18 protein-coding genes are annotated in these 15444 nt (G+C 64.4%); 10 read left to right on the top strand and 8 right to left on the bottom strand.

Going from position 1 to position 15444, the window contains the following annotated elements:
- Positions 1–59 precede the first annotated feature (59 nt).
- Positions 60–785: a 3-oxoacyl-ACP reductase FabG gene (gene fabG / locus M1E17_RS12625; RefSeq protein ID WP_457962386.1), complete on the bottom strand. Its 726-nt coding sequence runs from the start codon at positions 783–785 to the stop codon at positions 60–62.
- Positions 786–926: 141 nt separating this feature from the next.
- On the opposite strand from fabG, the gene M1E17_RS12620 reads away from it, so the two are divergent.
- The 5 genes from M1E17_RS12620 (at position 927) to M1E17_RS12600 (ending at position 3266) form a co-directional block, all read left to right on the top strand.
- A complete protein-coding gene (locus M1E17_RS12620) occupies positions 927–1367 on the top strand; it encodes a DUF3099 domain-containing protein (RefSeq protein WP_457962385.1) in 441 nt (146 codons plus the stop codon).
- The gene (locus M1E17_RS12615) at positions 1364–1636 is read left to right on the top strand and encodes a hypothetical protein (RefSeq protein ID WP_457962384.1); all 273 of its coding nucleotides are present in this window, start codon (positions 1364–1366) and stop codon (positions 1634–1636) included. Before M1E17_RS12620 ends, M1E17_RS12615 begins: the two co-directional genes overlap by 4 nt.
- Complete coding sequence (locus M1E17_RS12610; protein ID WP_457962383.1) at positions 1637–2521, top strand: SURF1 family cytochrome oxidase biogenesis protein; 885 nt, start codon at positions 1637–1639, stop codon at positions 2519–2521.
- Positions 2522–2636: 115 nt separating this feature from the next.
- A complete protein-coding gene (locus M1E17_RS12605) occupies positions 2637–2780 on the top strand; it encodes a hypothetical protein (RefSeq protein ID WP_457962382.1) in 144 nt (47 codons plus the stop codon).
- 90 nt (positions 2781–2870) lie between these two features.
- The gene (locus M1E17_RS12600) at positions 2871–3266 is read left to right on the top strand and encodes a hypothetical protein (protein WP_457962381.1); all 396 of its coding nucleotides are present in this window, start codon (positions 2871–2873) and stop codon (positions 3264–3266) included.
- Positions 3267–3280: 14 nt separating this feature from the next.
- Here the strand turns inward: M1E17_RS12600 and M1E17_RS12595 are convergent, their stop codons facing one another.
- From M1E17_RS12595 to M1E17_RS12585, 3 genes are all read right to left on the bottom strand, one after another.
- Positions 3281–4879 (bottom strand): ABC-F family ATP-binding cassette domain-containing protein, encoded by a 1599-nt coding sequence (locus M1E17_RS12595; protein WP_457962380.1) that lies wholly within the window; start codon positions 4877–4879, stop codon positions 3281–3283.
- A gap of 188 nt (positions 4880–5067) precedes the next feature.
- A complete protein-coding gene (locus M1E17_RS12590) occupies positions 5068–6849 on the bottom strand; it encodes an N-acetylglutaminylglutamine amidotransferase (RefSeq protein ID WP_457962379.1) in 1782 nt (593 codons plus the stop codon).
- 475 nt (positions 6850–7324) lie between these two features.
- The gene (locus M1E17_RS12585; RefSeq protein WP_457962378.1) at positions 7325–8059 is read right to left on the bottom strand and encodes an ANTAR domain-containing protein; all 735 of its coding nucleotides are present in this window, start codon (positions 8057–8059) and stop codon (positions 7325–7327) included.
- A 179-nt stretch (positions 8060–8238) separates the two neighbouring features.
- On the opposite strand from M1E17_RS12585, the gene M1E17_RS12580 reads away from it, so the two are divergent.
- The 4 genes from M1E17_RS12580 (at position 8239) to M1E17_RS12565 (ending at position 10614) form a co-directional block, all read left to right on the top strand.
- Entirely contained in the window at positions 8239–8448 is a 210-nt protein-coding gene (locus M1E17_RS12580; RefSeq protein WP_457962377.1) for a hypothetical protein, read from the top strand.
- A gap of 188 nt (positions 8449–8636) precedes the next feature.
- The gene (locus M1E17_RS12575; RefSeq protein WP_457962376.1) at positions 8637–9266 is read left to right on the top strand and encodes a biotin transporter BioY; all 630 of its coding nucleotides are present in this window, start codon (positions 8637–8639) and stop codon (positions 9264–9266) included.
- 11 nt (positions 9267–9277) lie between these two features.
- Entirely contained in the window at positions 9278–9994 is a 717-nt protein-coding gene (locus tag M1E17_RS12570; protein WP_457962375.1) for an energy-coupling factor ABC transporter ATP-binding protein, read from the top strand.
- On the top strand, positions 9991–10614 hold the full coding sequence (locus M1E17_RS12565) for an energy-coupling factor transporter transmembrane component T family protein (protein WP_457962374.1): 624 nt from the start codon (positions 9991–9993) through the stop codon (positions 10612–10614). Before M1E17_RS12570 ends, M1E17_RS12565 begins: the two co-directional genes overlap by 4 nt.
- A gap of 50 nt (positions 10615–10664) precedes the next feature.
- Here the strand turns inward: M1E17_RS12565 and M1E17_RS12560 are convergent, their stop codons facing one another.
- Both M1E17_RS12560 and M1E17_RS12555 read right to left on the bottom strand, forming a co-directional pair.
- Complete coding sequence (locus tag M1E17_RS12560; protein ID WP_457962373.1) at positions 10665–11852, bottom strand: thiolase family protein; 1188 nt, start codon at positions 11850–11852, stop codon at positions 10665–10667.
- On the bottom strand, positions 11842–13248 hold the full coding sequence (locus tag M1E17_RS12555; RefSeq protein WP_457962372.1) for a class I adenylate-forming enzyme family protein: 1407 nt from the start codon (positions 13246–13248) through the stop codon (positions 11842–11844). The genes M1E17_RS12560 and M1E17_RS12555 overlap by 11 nt, the downstream gene beginning before the upstream one ends.
- Positions 13249–13309: 61 nt before the next feature.
- On the opposite strand from M1E17_RS12555, the gene ypfJ reads away from it, so the two are divergent.
- Positions 13310–14188, top strand: coding sequence for a KPN_02809 family neutral zinc metallopeptidase (gene ypfJ / locus M1E17_RS12550; RefSeq protein ID WP_457962371.1), 879 nt, complete (start codon positions 13310–13312; stop codon positions 14186–14188).
- A gap of 93 nt (positions 14189–14281) precedes the next feature.
- Here the strand turns inward: ypfJ and M1E17_RS12545 are convergent, their stop codons facing one another.
- Positions 14282–14614 (bottom strand): metal-sulfur cluster assembly factor, encoded by a 333-nt coding sequence (locus tag M1E17_RS12545; protein ID WP_267275115.1) that lies wholly within the window; start codon positions 14612–14614, stop codon positions 14282–14284.
- Between the two features lie 9 nt (positions 14615–14623).
- Positions 14624–15418, bottom strand: a complete 795-nt coding sequence (gene sufC, locus M1E17_RS12540; protein WP_457962370.1) for a Fe-S cluster assembly ATPase SufC — start codon at positions 15416–15418, stop codon at positions 14624–14626.
- Positions 15419–15444: the final 26 nt, after the last annotated feature.

Genomic DNA, 15444 nt, shown 5'->3' with positions numbered 1-15444 from the left:
GGCTAGTTGCCGGCCACCGTGTCAGGACGGCGTATGGCGCGGCGAAGTAAGCCGCTGTGCTAGTGGCCCATGCCCAGTCCGCCGTCCACCGGAATGACCGCCCCGGAAATGTACGCCGCCTCGTCGCTGGAAATCCAGCGGACAACGTTGGCAACCTCGGAGGCGTCGGCAAAGCGTCCGGCCGGAACCTTGGAAAGGTAGTCCTTCTGGGTTGCTTCGTTCAGTTCCGCGGTCATGTCCGTGTTAATGAACCCCGGTGCCACAACGTTGGCCGTGATTCCGCGGGAGCCCAGTTCACGGGTGAGCGAGCGGGCGATGCCCACCAGCCCCGCCTTGGACGCCGAATAATTGATCTGGCCCGGGGCTCCGTACAGTCCGGAGACGGATGAGATGAGGACCACGCGGCCCTTCCGTAGCCGGATCATGCCCTTGGAGGCGCGCTTGATGACGCGGAACGCCCCGGTGAGGTTGGTATCGATCACTGAGGTGAAATCGTCCTCGCTCATACGCAGCAGGAGCGTGTCCTTGGTGATGCCTGCGTTGGCCACAAGGACCTCCACGGGACCGTGGGCGGCTTCCACCTCGGAGAAGGCAACATCCACGGAGGCCTCGTCCGTCACATCGGCTTTGACGCCCAGGATCCCCGCCGGAAGCTCCGACTCGCTCCGGTAGGTCACGGCCACTTTGTCGCCGTTGGCGAGGAACGCCTCGGCGATGGCCAGCCCGATGCCGCGGTTGCCTCCGGTGATCAGGACGCTGCGGGCCGCGGTAACTGCTTCAGACATAAGACGCTCCGGGATTCTGCGGCATGCTGGGCCGCTGTAGGAAGGGGTGGATTTTGCTGCCTCCGATCTTAGCCTCCGTTTGGGCGCCACTGCCGATGGTGAGAGAATTGAGGCAAGCCTTTGGAGCGTGATCAATCAACCGTGACCCTTGAAAACCATGCCGGACAGTCCGTGCCCGGAGATCGTGAAAGGTTCTCCGGGGACCCGGAAGTCCACAGCATCACGGATGCCGCTGCAGCCCATTCGGAGGACATGCACCAGCGTATGGTCAAGTACGCGCTGGCCATGGGAATCCGCATGGTGTGCCTCATCCTGATCTTTGTGGTGGATGGCTGGTTCAAGATCCTTATGGTCGCGGGAGCGGTCTTCCTGCCATGGATTGCAGTGGTCATCGCCAACGGCAGCGACAAAGCTGAAATCCACAGCGATTCGCTCCTCGATTCCGCTCCCCTCGCTGAGCTTGAGGGCGGCGCGGCAGCACCGGCCGCCGACGAAGACCCCGTCTCTGCAGTGCTCCAGGGCGAAGTCATTGATGATAACGACGACGAACCACACGACGGACAGGAACGGCGCGCTACATGAACATTTTCGACCTGGCTGCAGGGACGGATCCCGGGCCGGCCGGGGCTGCCATGTGCTCCCGGAAAGCCTGCCGTTCGGATGCCGCCTGGCAACTCCTGTGGAACAACCCCAAGATCCACACCCCGGAACGCCGGAAGATCTGGCTCGCCTGCAACGAGCACCGTGACTGGCTGGAGGACTATCTCCAGACGCGTGGGCTCTGGAAGGACACCGTAGCCCTGGCTCCCGACGCGGAGGCCGGGCATGCCCCTGCAAGGCAGGATGGCTGAATGTACCGGTTCCTCTTTTCCAGCAAGTGGCTGGGTTACCTCCTGCTTGCCGCCATTTTCGCGGCCGCGTGTGTTTTCCTGGGGCGGTGGCAGATGGACCGCAGGGCTGAAACCCTTGCAGAGATCAACCGGGTCGTCTCCAATTACTCGGCGGCCCCCATCCCCTTTGCTGAGGCGAGAGACGAGTTCATCCGTTTGGATCCGGAGAAGGAATGGACCCAGGTTGAGCTGAAGGGCCGTTACGACGTCGCAGGCGAGAGGATTGTCAGGAACCGTCCGCTGAACGGCCAACCGGGTTATGAGGTGGTGGTTCCGTTCAGGCTGGATTCCGGCGAGACAGTGGTCATCGACCGGGGATGGCTGCCCATTGGCAACAGCAATCCGGGCAGCCCCGACTCGGTCCCCGAACCGCCCTCCGGGGAAGTGACTGCTGTTGTCCGGCTCAAACCCGGTGAGCCGCAGCTGCAGCGCGGTGCCCCGGCCGGGCAACTGGCCTCCATTGACCTTCCCGCATACTCGGCTGAGCTCGGCTATCCCCTTCTAACCGGCGCCTACGGACAGCTGGCCAGCGAGTCGCCGGCAGTGGCTGACATGCCTTTCCCCTTCCCCATGCCTTCCACCGAGGAAGGGACGCATCTGTCCTACTCCCTGCAGTGGTTTGCCTTTGGTGTCCTGATGTTTGTCGGCTTCGGCTATGCCGCCAGGCAGCAGGCACGCAACGCGGCGATCGACGCGGAGGAGGAAGCGGAGAACGGAATTGACTCCGGCAGCACCGTTCACTCGACTGCTGCAGCGGCCCGCCGTCGTCCGGCTGTTGCCCGCAAACGCAGGCACGCGACGTCGGAGGAAGAGGAAGACGCCATCCTGGACGCGCGGGGCCTGTAACGGACGGACAGCAGCCGCCCGGACACTGAGGCCATCCCGGCTCCTCCGGCCTCCGGGGACATCAGGTGAAGCTCAGGGCCCCCGCAGGCGGCCGCCTTGGGGTTACGATGACGGCATGAGCGAGAATCCAGCAGAAGATGACCCGACGGTACGTGACGACGAAACCCCGCGGGAATTCCTCGCCGATGCCCTTTCGCCCGTGGTGGATCCGGATGTTGAGGCAGACCGGCCGAGCGCGCCAGGAGAGCCTTCCAAATAAAACCTGGGTCAAATGTTGCGTAGGTCACATCAATTGCCTAGTCTGGGTGAGGCCGCAGCGTCGCGGCCACCCCTAACGAAGGGCAGCGTCTTGACCGACAAGCTCAGTATTCTCGTTCGAGTAGACCTCGATTCCGCCCGCGCCCAGGTTTCCACCCGGGGCCATGTGACCACCAAAAGCATCCAGGCCCTTTACGTTGTGGTAAAGCGCGCCAACGCCCTCCGGGAAAATCTTGACCTGGAAATCGACATGACCCACGCCTGGGTTGAGCCGGACGCACTGGAGCAACTGAACAAGTGCTCCCGGACGCGTCACCTGCCCGTGCAGATCGATCCCTACCAGGCTGACTGCAGGTTCCGCGTGGTACCGCCAAGCGCTCCGGTGGTGACTGCACCGGCCATGATTGCGCAGGCTTCGGCCGGGACACTGCCAAAGAGGACGCCGGGCAGCACGGTACGAACGAAAGTGGCAGGCCTGGCTGCCTGATCCCCGCTGAGGGACTAGGCCAGCGTGATGAGGTCCAGGTAGTCCTCGTTCCAGAGGTCCTCGACGCCGTCGGGCAGGAGGACTACCCGCTCCGGGTTCAGGGCTTCCACAGCGCCTTCGTCGTGGCTGACAAGGACCACGGCGCCGCTGTAGTTGCGCAGGGCGCCCAGGATCTCGGCGCGGCTGGCAGGGTCAAGGTTGTTCGTGGGTTCGTCGAGCAGAAGCACGTTGGCGCTGGAAGCCACAATGGTGGCCAGGGCCAGGCGGGTCTTCTCACCACCTGAAAGGACGCCGGCCGGCTTGTCGACGTCGTCCCCGGAGAACAGGAACGAGCCAAGAATGCCGCGGACTTCGGCGTCCTGCATGTCCGGCGCCGAAGAGCGCATGTTCTGCAGGACAGTCCGGTCCACGTCCAGGGTTTCGTGCTCCTGGGCGTAGTAGCCCACCTTGAGCCCGTGCCCAGGGATGATGTCTCCGGTGTCGGGCTTGTCCACGCCGGCGAGCATACGCAGGAGGGTGGTCTTTCCGGCGCCGTTCAGGCCCAGGATCACCACCTTGGAACCGCGGTCGATCGCCAGATCAACATCGGTGAAGATTTCCAGCGAACCGTAGGACTTGCTGAGGCCTTCGGCAGTCAGCGGGGTCTTGCCACAGGGTGACGGATCCGGGAAGCGGAGGGCGGCCACGCGGTCGTTTTCGCGGACAGCTTCCAGCCCGCTGAGCAGCCGCTCGGCACGCTTGGCCATGTTCTGGGCTGCAACTGCCTTGGTGGCCTTGGCCCGCATCTTATTGGCCTGGTCAAACAGGACCTGGGCCTTCTTTTCCGCGTTGGCGCGTTCCCGCTTGCGGGCGCGTTCGTCGGTCTCCCGCTGGGTGAGGTAGCGCTTCCAGTCCATGTTGTAGAAGTCGATCTGGGCCCGGTTGGCATCCAGCAGGAAGACCTTGTTGACGGTGGCTTCCAGGAGCTCGGTATCGTGGCTGATGACAATGAGCCCGCCCTGATGGTTTTTCAGGAAGTCGCGGAGCCACGCGATGGAGTCCGCATCAAGGTGGTTGGTAGGTTCATCCAGCAGCATGGTCTCGGCGTCGGAGTACAGGATCCGTGCCAGTTCAACACGCCGGCGCTGCCCGCCGGACAGCGTCTTAAGCGGCTGGTTCAGGATACGGTCCGGCAGTGCCAGGTTGGAGCAGATGGCGGCGGCCTCGGCCTCAGCCGCGTAGCCGCCGGCTGCCAGGAACTCCGATTCCAGCCGGTCATAGCGGTTCATCGCCTTGCGCTGGACGTCGGCGTCCTCGCTCGCCATCTCATCGTGCGCCAGCCGGAGTTTGCCGACCGCGATGTCCAGCCCCCTGGCAGCCAGGATACGGTCGCGGGCAAGCTGTTCCATGTCCGGCGTGCGGGGATCCTGCGGAAGGTAACCGATCTCTCCGGTGCGGGTCACTTTGCCGGCGGCCGGAAGTCCTTCACCGGCCAGCACGCGGGTCAGGGTGGTCTTGCCTGCTCCGTTCCGGCCCACAAGGCCGATCTTGTCTCCCTTGTCGATGCGGAAGCTCACCTGGTCCATAAGGAGCCGGGCGCCGGCGCGCAATTCAAGATCCTGGACGGTAATCACAGCAGGTAAGGCCTTTCACAACGGGGAACGCCGCGCTCAACGGATGACGTCTGACATGAGGGCATCTGGAAGAAACGGGCAGATTGGCCAGAGAACGGCCTTTACAAGTCTACCGGCCGCAGCTTCACAGCATAACCGGCGTGCCGCCGTCGTGATTTGCGGGTCCCGAAACAGTGGTACGGGCCTTCTCAGCCCACACCGTGCTGCTGGAGCCACATCTCCAGTAGCGCCAGCTGCCACAGGACATTGCTGTTGACCGGAGTACGGCTGCTGTTCGGATCGGCCAGGAGCCCCTCAACATAGTCTGACCGGAAAAGTCCCCGCTGCTTGGCCTCCGGTGAATGCAGGGCATCATGCGCCATGGACAGGAATGGTTCCGCCAGGTACCGCAGCGCAGGCACGGGAAAGTACCCCTTGGGGCGATCAATCACGGCCGAAGGCAGGATGGTGCGGCCCAGGTCCTTGAGTATGCCTTTACCACCGTGGGCGGACTTGAGCCCGGGCGGGCAGGAAGCGGCGAGTTCCACGAGGTGATGGTCAAGGAATGGGACGCGGGCTTCGAGGCCCCAGGCCATGGACATGTTGTCCAGCCGTTTTACCGGGTCATCAATCATCAGGAGATGGGTATCAAGCCTCAGCACCGCATCCAGGGCAGTATCCGCTCCGGGGCACGCCAGGTTCGAAGCCAGGACCTCGCCGCTGACGTCCCTGCCACACCACCATTCAGGCTCAAGGATCTCGAGGAGCTCCTTATGGCTGTGGTCAACAAAAGCCGGGACAAAGGCGGCCCTCGCTTCCCGCCGTGACACCGTTGTGGCGGGCTGGTGGTAGCTGTAACCGGCGAAGACTTCGTCGGCGCCCTGGCCGCACTGCACTACTTTGAGTCTCTCCGATACCCTCTGGGACAGCAGGTAGAAGGCCGTGACATCGTGGCTGGACATGGGCTCGGACATGGCCGAGACGGCTCCCGCAACCGCGGGGGCTAAATCTGACGTTCCCACGTGGAGGCGCTCATGCTGCGTCCCAAAGGTCTTGGCGATCAGGTTTGAATAGGCGAATTCATCACCGGCTTCCCCGCCGGCACCGTCGAATCCAATACTGAAAGTGGCCAGCCCCTGCTGGCCCTCGTCTGCCAGGAGGGCAACCAGCAGGCTGGAATCCAGGCCTCCGGACAGCAGCACGCCCACCGGCACATCGGCCACCATACGCCGGCGCACCGCTGTCCGAAGCGACTCGCCAATGGCATCCCGCCAGTCCTGGGTGGTCCAGTCCGCGAACCCTGCCGTCCGGGTGTATTCGGGCTTCCAGTACTCTCTGTCGTGCCAGGTTCCATCCGCCTGGAGGACCCTCATGGTGGCCGCCGGAAGCTTTTCCACTCCCTTCAGGATGGTCCTTGGCGCAGGAACGATGGAGTGCCAGCTCAGGTAGTGGTGCAGTGCGGTCTCGTCGATGCTGGTATCCAGGCCGCCCGCGCTGACCAGTGCCGGGAGGGTTGACGCAAAGCGGATTCGGCCCTGGAGTTTGGCCAGATACAGGGGCTTGATGCCCAGCCGGTCCCGCACCAGGAGGATCTTCCGGCGTCTTTTGTCGGCGATGGCGATGGCAAACATCCCCACCAGGTGATGGACGAAGTCTTCTCCCCATTTCCGGTATGCCTTGAGGATGACCTCGGTGTCACTCGTGGACTGGAAGACGAACTCCTTGCCAAGCTCCCGCCGCAGATCCCTGTAGTTGTAGATGCATCCGTTGAAGGTGAGGGCAAGGCCGGCGTCCTCATCGATCATGGGCTGTGCGCCGGCTTCGGAAAGGTCGATAATGCTCAATCGCTGGTGGCCCAGGGCCGCCCAGCCGCAATCCCAGATTCCGTCTCCATCCGGGCCGCGCGATGTCATGGCTCCCATCATTTTCAGGACAGGTTCGCGCTCTGCCCTTTCTCCGTTGAAGGCAATCTCGCCGGCAATTGCGCACATGCTACTTTCCTCCGGTTCGGATGTTCACAGGGCCGGAGTCAGTGGCGACCAGCAACGAACAAACCCGCCGCAGCCAATGTCTCTGGCCGGAAGATTGCGGGCCGGAAGATTGCGGGATTGCCAGGAGTTCTTGTTCAAGGCCCGCTCCACGCATGGCCTGCCACCTGCCGGCCGCTGGCGTTCCGCAAGATATGAGGGCTCCCCCTGTGCTGGCATAAAACCTGGCCGGGTTACGGTAAGCCACAGTCACTCCTCAATCAATACCCATGGGCTGGTGGCTTAACCGCAGGCAAGTACCTTTATAGTAAGCATGCTTATTTTTTGCAGCAAGTATTGACAGATCGCCCTGCATCCGCATTTCGGCTCGCAATGTGCCCACTCAGCTGTGCATAGCGAGTGGACTTGAAAAGCCGCGGCGCGAGAAGCTCAGGGCTCAATTCCTGCAACATCGGGAGATTCCGTGGCCTCCCGGAGGTCACGGCTCGAAGTGCATTGCCTTGGGCGGTCCTGCAACCCCGGCGACGACACCACCGGCAATATCGTGCAGCTTCTCGTTTCGAGTGCTCGAAACGCGGCGGAGGATATCGAAGGCTTCTTCGCCCGTACAGCGGTTCTGCGCCATGATAATGCCACGTGCCATGTCGATGGTGGTCCTGGACTCCATGGCCGAGGCCAGGTCCTCGGCCCGCAGCTCGGCGGCAGCAATCCTCAGGCCCAGGCGGAGGGCACGGCCAGCCACATCTGCGAAGCGTTGAGCTTCTTCGATGCTCTCCTGGGTGAAGACACCTGTGTCAGAGGCGAAGAAATTCAGGACGGACGAGGCATTCTTGCCCAGGTCCAGTGGAACACCCAGTGCGCTGCGGAAGCCTTTAGCCGCCAGCTCCTGGCGGAACTCCGGCCACCGGGAATCGGATGAGAGATCGCCCAGCAGCACTGTTGCACCCGTGCGCAGCGCCAAAAGGCACGGGCCGTCCCCCAGGCGCTGTTCGATCCCGTCCAGGAGGATTGCGTCGTCACTGCTTCCCGCGATCGTGGCGGGGCGCTTGCGGCGTTGAAGGGTCACGGCACATTCAATACGTGCTTCAGAGGCCCGGGTCATTGCGGCGGCGGCAAGGCCCGTCATGCCCTCAAGGAAGCCTTTGATGTCTTCCATTTCGGCTACCAGATCCTGGAGCCGTTCGAAATCGTCCATCTCCTCAGGGGTATCCATACAGTCAATCTAGGGGAGCCACAGGGTGCCCACAACGGGGGGACCCAGGAGGACAAGGAGGCCGGCGCCCGCCCATGGGCGTGGCCTGTCCGGGGTCGGAGACCGCAGGACTTTTCCGACTTTGACGTATTGGCCGTACTGCTCTTGTGAGGTGCGGGTAGCAGAAGCAAGGATTGGTTATGGAAGACCTGCGGCACACGGCGAGGATCCTGCTGCAGCGGGATGATGTGGCCTTGACTGACCTCTGGATCATGTACTGGAACCATGGTGGGGACTGCCATCCGTTTGATTTCGATGCCTTTATCCATGAACTGCTGCCCGTTGCCTGGTTCGACATGAACGCCCTGGCCTCAGCGGTTCATGAACTGGTTCTCGAAAGCACCGGCTGAACCGTCCGCAGTCAGTCCGGCTGGAGGGCCGGCACCGGGGTTACCGCCGGCGTCGTGGCCGCTTTTTGTGGGCTGCCGTCAGGTCGGGGGCCCGCGCTTAGTAGGCCCCCTACAAAATGGAGGCTTTCCCGGGCCGGTAACGTCAGGATGACCCCAATCCCCGCTTGTATACCCCCGACAGGACTTCCATGAGCAAGACTGACACAGCTGTCACCGGCACCGCCGCCCGTGAACGCATCCGCTGGAACGCCACGGACCTTGGCCTGATCGCCGTTTTCGCCGCGCTGGTGGCAGCATCCGCCATGATCCCCGGCATCGCCGCCAACGTCTTCGGCGTTCCCATCACCTTCCAGACCCTCGCCGTAATGCTCACCGGACTGATGCTGGGCCCTGGACGCGGCTTCGCCGCCGTGGGCCTCTACACGGTTCTGGGGCTGGCGGGACTGCCCATCTTCAGCCAGGGCCGCAGCGGCCTGGGTATCCTCGCCGGGCCGTCGGCAGGTTATATTATCGCCTTCCCCATCGCGGCGGCCGTGGTGGGCTGGTTGGCAACAGTGGTTATCCGCCGCACGTCACGGGCCAGGGCGCTGTGGTTCTTCGCCGCAGCCACGGTAACCAGCATTGTTGTGGTGCACACCCTCGGGATTGCCGGGATCGCCCTGAACACCAAGGCAACCCTGGGAGAGGCTTTTCTTGCCGACCTGATCTTCTACCCTGGCGACGTCGTCAAGAACATCCTGGCGGCAGCGATCGCGGTTGCCCTGCACCGGGCCTTTCCTGACCTTCTGGTCCGCCGCGTGAAGCGGATCGCGGCCTAGGTTTACCAGCCATGGCCACCATTTCATTCCACGATGCCTGCGTTGAGGTGGCTGTTGAAGGCCGGCACGAGGCCAAGGCACTCCTTCGGGACATCAACCTGGACCTGACCGAACAACGGATCGGCGTCATCGGGGCCAACGGCTCCGGCAAGTCCACATTGCTGCGACTGATCAATGGGCTGGTCCAGCCAAGCTCGGGCTCGGTCAGTGTGGACGGCGCCGATACTGTCCGTGCCGTTCGGTCTGTTCGCCGGCAGGTCGGGTTTGTTTTCACCGATCCGCTCTCGCAGTTGGTGATGCCCACAGGACGGGAGGACGTTGAACTGTCATTGCGCAGGCCGGTCCGCAACGGACAGGAGCGGCGCCGCCAGGCGGAAGCCGCCCTGGACCGGTTCGGCCTCCTCCCGCTCGCCGATCAGAGCATCTACGAGCTCTCCGGCGGAGAACGCCAACTGATGGCGCTCGCGGCCGTTCTGGCCGTGAATCCTTCGGTACTGGTGCTGGATGAGCCTTCAACGCTGCTGGACTTGCGGAACCGCGAGCTGTTACGGCGTACGCTCTCGGCTCTTGACCAGCAGATCATCATGTCCACCCATGACCTGGATCTGGCATTGGAAATGGACCGTGTGCTGGTGGTCGAAGCAGGCCGGGTGGTGTTCGACGGCGGCCCCGCCGAAGCGGTGGACGGGTACCGGGCGCTCTGCGCCAACGGCCTGGCATCCCCGTGAGGGGGCATGGCTTCCTGCTGGCCAACTATGTTCCCGGCAACTCCGTCATCCACCGGGCACCGCTGGCAGCCAAGTTCCTGCTGGTCATCGGCTGTGGCCTGTCATCGTTCCTGGTAGGCGACTGGCTGGTGTCCGCGGCCGTCTTTGCCGTGATGTGCGGGCTGTTTCTCCTGACGGGCGCGGGTGTGCTCCGGCTCCTCGCCGCCGTCCGGCCGTTGATCCTGGTACTGCTGGTGATCGGCCTGTTCCAATGGTGGCAGCTGGGCGGCCCCACCGCCGCACGGATTGTCCTGAACATCCTGGTCTGCGTCGTTGCGGCGTCCTTGCTGACGGCCACCACCCCGATGCAGCGGCTGCTGGATGGTGTGGTGTCCCTGGCCAGGCCCTTCCGCCGCTTTGGTGCGGACCCGGAGCGCTTTGCCCTCACCATCGCCATCATGCTGCGGAGCATCCCCTACATCGCCGGCGCCTTCGCCGACGTCCGGGACTCCGCCCGGGCCCGCGGGTTGGAGCGCAACCCCCGTGCCCTCGTGCTGCCCGTCATCATTACCACCGTGGCGTTCGCAAGGCAGACCGGCGAGGCACTGGCGGCCCGAGGACTTGGCGAGCCCGAAGACTAAAGGCTGAAAACCGGCCGCCTTACTACCCTGCAGCCTTGGGCAGGTCTTGATCAGCCGGCGGCGAACCTTTCATACTGCAGCAGCGCCGCAGTACCCATGCCACCCGCGATGCTGATCATGGCCAGGGCAAGGCAGCCTGCCTCGGCTTTCCGCCTCGCCTGGGCCAGCAGGCGCGTCACGAGCACGGCCCCTGACGCCCCGTACGCGTGGCCCAAAGCCAACGCCCCGCCGTCGAGATTCACCAGGAGCGGATCAATGCCAAGGTGGTCAAGGCACGCAAGTGCCTGCGACGCAAAAGCCTCGTTGAACTCCACCAGGCCCAGCTCAGAGACGGACAAACCCCGGGCGGCCAGAAGCTTCTCGGCGGCCATCGCGGCCCCGATCCCCAGCAGCCGCGGCTCCACCCCAACGGTCTCGGTGGCCAGGACCAGCAGGCCGTCCGGCACGCCCAGTTCCCGTGCCCGCTCCAAGGACGTGATCACGACGGCGGACGCGGCGTCCGCGTCGAAGCATGAGTTCCCGGCGGTGACAGTACCCTGATCAACGAAGGCTGCCGGGAACCTGGCCAGGACGCCGGCAGTTAGCCGCGGACGCGGGCCGTCGTCGGTACTGATGGTCCCGGAAGGCGTTTCCAGCGGCGTGATTTCGTCGGCGAACGCGCCCGCCTGGACTGCTGCGACCGCCCGTTGGTGGCTCCGCAGGGCAAAAGCATCCTGGCTTTCCCTGCTGACGGCGAACTTGGCTGCGACGTTCTCGGCAGCCACACCCATGTCGGGGTCGCCAAAGCTGTGCGGCACAAACTGGGCACGGGAAAAGAAGTCGTGCCCGCCGTCGTCGTTCCGGTGTGCGCGCAGCGGCGCGGTGCTGATGCTTTCCACTCCCCCGGCGAGATACACGGGACCGCCGCCGGCCGCCACGAGCTTGGAGGCCAGCACGATGGCATCCAGCCCGGAACCGCACTGCCGGTCCACGGTGACCCCGGGGACGCTGACGGGGAGACCGGCCTCCAGCAAGGCGAGCCGGGCCACATTTCCGCCGCCGCCCACCGCGTTGCCGATCACCACATCGGTGACGGCCCCCGACGGGACGCCGCTGTCAGCAAGCAGCTGACCCAGGACAGGCGCCAGCAGCTGGTGCGCCCGCAGCTCCTTCAGGGGCCCATTGGCGCGGCAGACAGGGGTGCGGCGCGCACCGATGATGACCGGCTGCCGGTCGGCGGGAAGCAGATCAGTGGCCAAGGTGCCGGGCCCTCTGGTCCTGCGAGCCGATCCACTCAAGGAACATGTTCCGGCTGACCTTGCCACGGTCGGTGGTGGGGAGTTCGGTCAACGCAAAATACTGCAGGGGGCGTTTGTCCCGGGTCAGGATGTTTTCGAGTCCTGCCCTGAGCTGTGTGGCGGTGATTCCGCCGTGCGAGGGCAGGACCCCGGCCACCACCCGCTGGCCCCTGAGGTCATCAGGCATTCCGGCCGCGACCGCGGCAGCGACACCCGGCACGGAAGCCAGTGCCAGCTCCACCTCGTGCGGATATACGTTCTTTCCGGAGGTCAGGATCATGTCTGCGCGGCGGCCCAGGATGTGCAGTTCTCCGTCCGCCAGGTAGCCCTGGTCCCCCACGGTGTACCAGCCGTCGAAAGAGCGCAATGCCTCGCCGTCGTCACCCCAGAGGTAGCCGTTGCTCACCATCGGGCTGCGCACGCAGATGTTCCCCGCGGAGCCATCCGCCAGGACTGCTCCGGCATCGTCCAGGATCCGGACTTCCACACCGGGGAAAGGCCGTCCGATTCCGGTTCCGCCCGCATCGGGCAACTCTCCCGCGGGAAGGCCTGTCCCCGAAACGAAGCTGAGTTCGGACGCGCCATAGTATTCGAAGATGGTGGCATGGGGAGCCCAGCGGCGGGCCGCTTCCAGCGTACGCGCGTCCAGTTTCGAGCCGGCACAGATGATGGTGCGGACACCGGAGGCATCAACACAACCGGTCAGCCCGCGCTCGCTCAGCAGCCGAAGCATGGTGGGGACCAGCACCAGCCGGGTCACGCCGTCGTGGGTGATGGCAGCGTGCACGTCGCCCACATCGAAGTGTTCGAGGGTCTGGAATTCCGAACCGGCGTAAAGGCATTCGGCCAGGGCATAGAGGTTGAGGCTGGCAGCGAGCGGTCCGGGCGCCAGCGTCACGTCGTCCTGCTGGAGGCCAAAGAACTCGATCGAGGCGTCAAAGGACTGCTGCCAGGACCGCCGCGACCTGGTGAAGGCCTTGGGAACCGAGGTGGTTCCCGAGGTGAGCCCGATCAGGAACGTGGAGTCGGGCGAACCGTCAGCCAGCGGGTCTTCCTCGGAGACGGCAGGCGGTTGCTGGGTTTCCCGGAGCCGCTGATGGATCTCCTCGCGCAGCAGGGCCGGCCACGCCGGATCCAGGACGGCACATTGCCGTTCCCCCGCTACACCCGCCGCGAACCTGACGGCGAAGTCCACAGAGTTGGCCTCGGTAAGGACCGATACGCCCGCAGAACCGGCCACGGCCGCTGCCGCGGCATCCCGGAGCGACAGCCAGTCCAGGCGTTTGCCTTCGACCACCACGGCGGTGTCGTGCGGCCGTTCGTCGGCCCAGCGCTGGATTCTGTTCAAGAAAGGCATCAGGTCAACTTTACCGGCCGGACACCGGCTGCCGCCCAAGCGCGAGGACTATTGTGACTCTATGAGTTTCAATGACAACGTCCAACTGGACCCCTCGCAAGTGCAGGACCGCCGTGGCATGGGCCGCGGGGCTAAAGTGGGCGGCGGCATCGGGGGCGGGCTCATCCTCCTGGTTGCCTTGCTTCTGGGCGTGAATCCGCAGCTGCTGGAGGGCCTGGGCGGCATCGCGCCCGATCCCCAGAGCCAGGGCACCGCACCCGCATGTGAAACCGGGGCCGACGCGGACGCACGCCTGGACTGCCGGATCACCGGGACCGTCAACAGCCTCAATGCATTCTGGCCCGCTTATCTCCGGAACTACAACGTTCAGTACCCGCAGCCGGAAACGGTCATCTTCGGCGACGCCGTCAGCACCGGATGCGGCACGGCGTCCAGCGCGGTGGGTCCGTTCTATTGCCCCGCGGACACCACTGCCTACTTTGATCCCGGATTCTTCCAGGACCTCGTGGACAGGTTTGGGTCCTCCGGCGGTCCCCTGGCCCAGGAGTATGTGGTTGCCCACGAGTTCGGCCACCACATCCAGAATGTGCTGGGATACCTTGACCGTGCCCAGCAGGATCCCCAGGGGCCGGAGTCAGGTGCTGTCCGCGTGGAACTCCAGGCCGACTGCTACGCCGGCCTCTGGGTCAGGCACGCCGCCACCCAACCAGGACCCGACGGCCAGCCGTTCCTGGAGCCCATTACCCAGCAGGACCTCAACGACGCCCTGTCAGCAGCATCGGCGGTGGGCGATGACCGGATCCAGCAGGCCGCCACCGGCAGGGTGACACCGGAAGCGTGGACCCACGGGTCCAGCGAGCAGCGGCAGAAGTGGTTCTACCTGGGGTATCAGACCGGAGACATCAACCAGTGCGACACGTTCTCGGCGGCCACCCTCTGACCAGCTGCCCGGTTTGATCCCTTAAAGCAGCTCGACGACGGACGGCACCTTCGCTGGGAAGGTACCGTCCGTCGTCATACTCGTGTGAAGGGGTCAGATGTTGAAGCCGAGGGCCCGCATCTGGTCCTTGCCGTCGTCGGTGATCCGCTCGGGACCCCAAGGCGGCATCCACACCCAGTTCAGGCGCCAGTCGTCCACGATGCCGTCCAGGGCCTTGCCCACCTGCTCCTCGATGACATCGGTGAGCGGGCAGGCGGCCGTGGTCAGCGTCATGTCGATCAGCAGGGCGCCGTCGTCGTCTGAGTACTTGAGGCCGTACAGCAGCCCGAGGTCAACGATGTTCACGCCGAGCTCGGGGTCGATGACGTCCTTGAGTGCCTCTTCGACGTCTTCGAGGCCCGTGCGGGCCGAATCGATTTCGGTCATGGCAGGTCCTTACTGAGCCTGTGCCGCTGCGGCAGCGATGGTGGCTGCGCCGGCGCCCTTGGCGTAGCGGTCGTAGCCTTCTTCTTCAAGGCGGTCAGCCAGCTCGGGGCCGCCTTCTTCGACAACCTGGCCGTCAACAAACACGTGCACGAAGTCCGGCTTGATGTAGCGCAGGATCCGGGTGTAGTGGGTGATCAGCAGGGTGCCCATGTTGCCTTCGGCGTGCGCACGATTGACGCCCTCGGAGACAACCTTGAGCGCGTCCACGTCCAGCCCGGAGTCGGTCTCGTCCAGGATGGCGAACTTCGGCTTGAAGAGCTCCAGCTGGAGGATCTCCACGCGCTTCTTTTCGCCGCCCGAGAAACCTTCGTTGACATTGCGCTGGGCGAAGTCGGCGTCGATGCGCAGCTTCTGCATGGCGTCCTTGACGTCCTTGGTCCAGGTGCGCAGCTTGGGAGCCTCGCCGTCGATGGCGGTCTTGGCGGTGCGCAGGAAGTTGGTCATGCTGACGCCGGGGACCTCCACAGGGTACTGCATGGCCAGGAAGAGGCCGGCCCGGGCGCGCTCGTCAACGCTCATGTCCAGGACGTCTTCGCCGTCCAGGGTGATGGAGCCGCTGGTGACGTTGTAGCGCGGGTGGCCGGCGATGGTGGAGGCCAGCGTGGACTTGCCGGAGCCGTTGGGTCCCATGATGGCGTGGGTCTGGCCGGTCTTGATGGTCAGGCTGACGCCCTTCAGGATCTCCTTGGTGCCCTGCTCAGTGTCAATGCTGACGTGCAGGTCCTTGATCTCAAGAGTAGACATATGTCTTGTTCTCCTTTGCCCCGAGC

The sequence above is a fragment of the Arthrobacter sp. D1-29 genome, from assembly GCF_054130585.1.
Note: the sequence above shows the minus strand (reverse complement) of the source record. Positions and strands in the feature narration are given on the sequence as shown.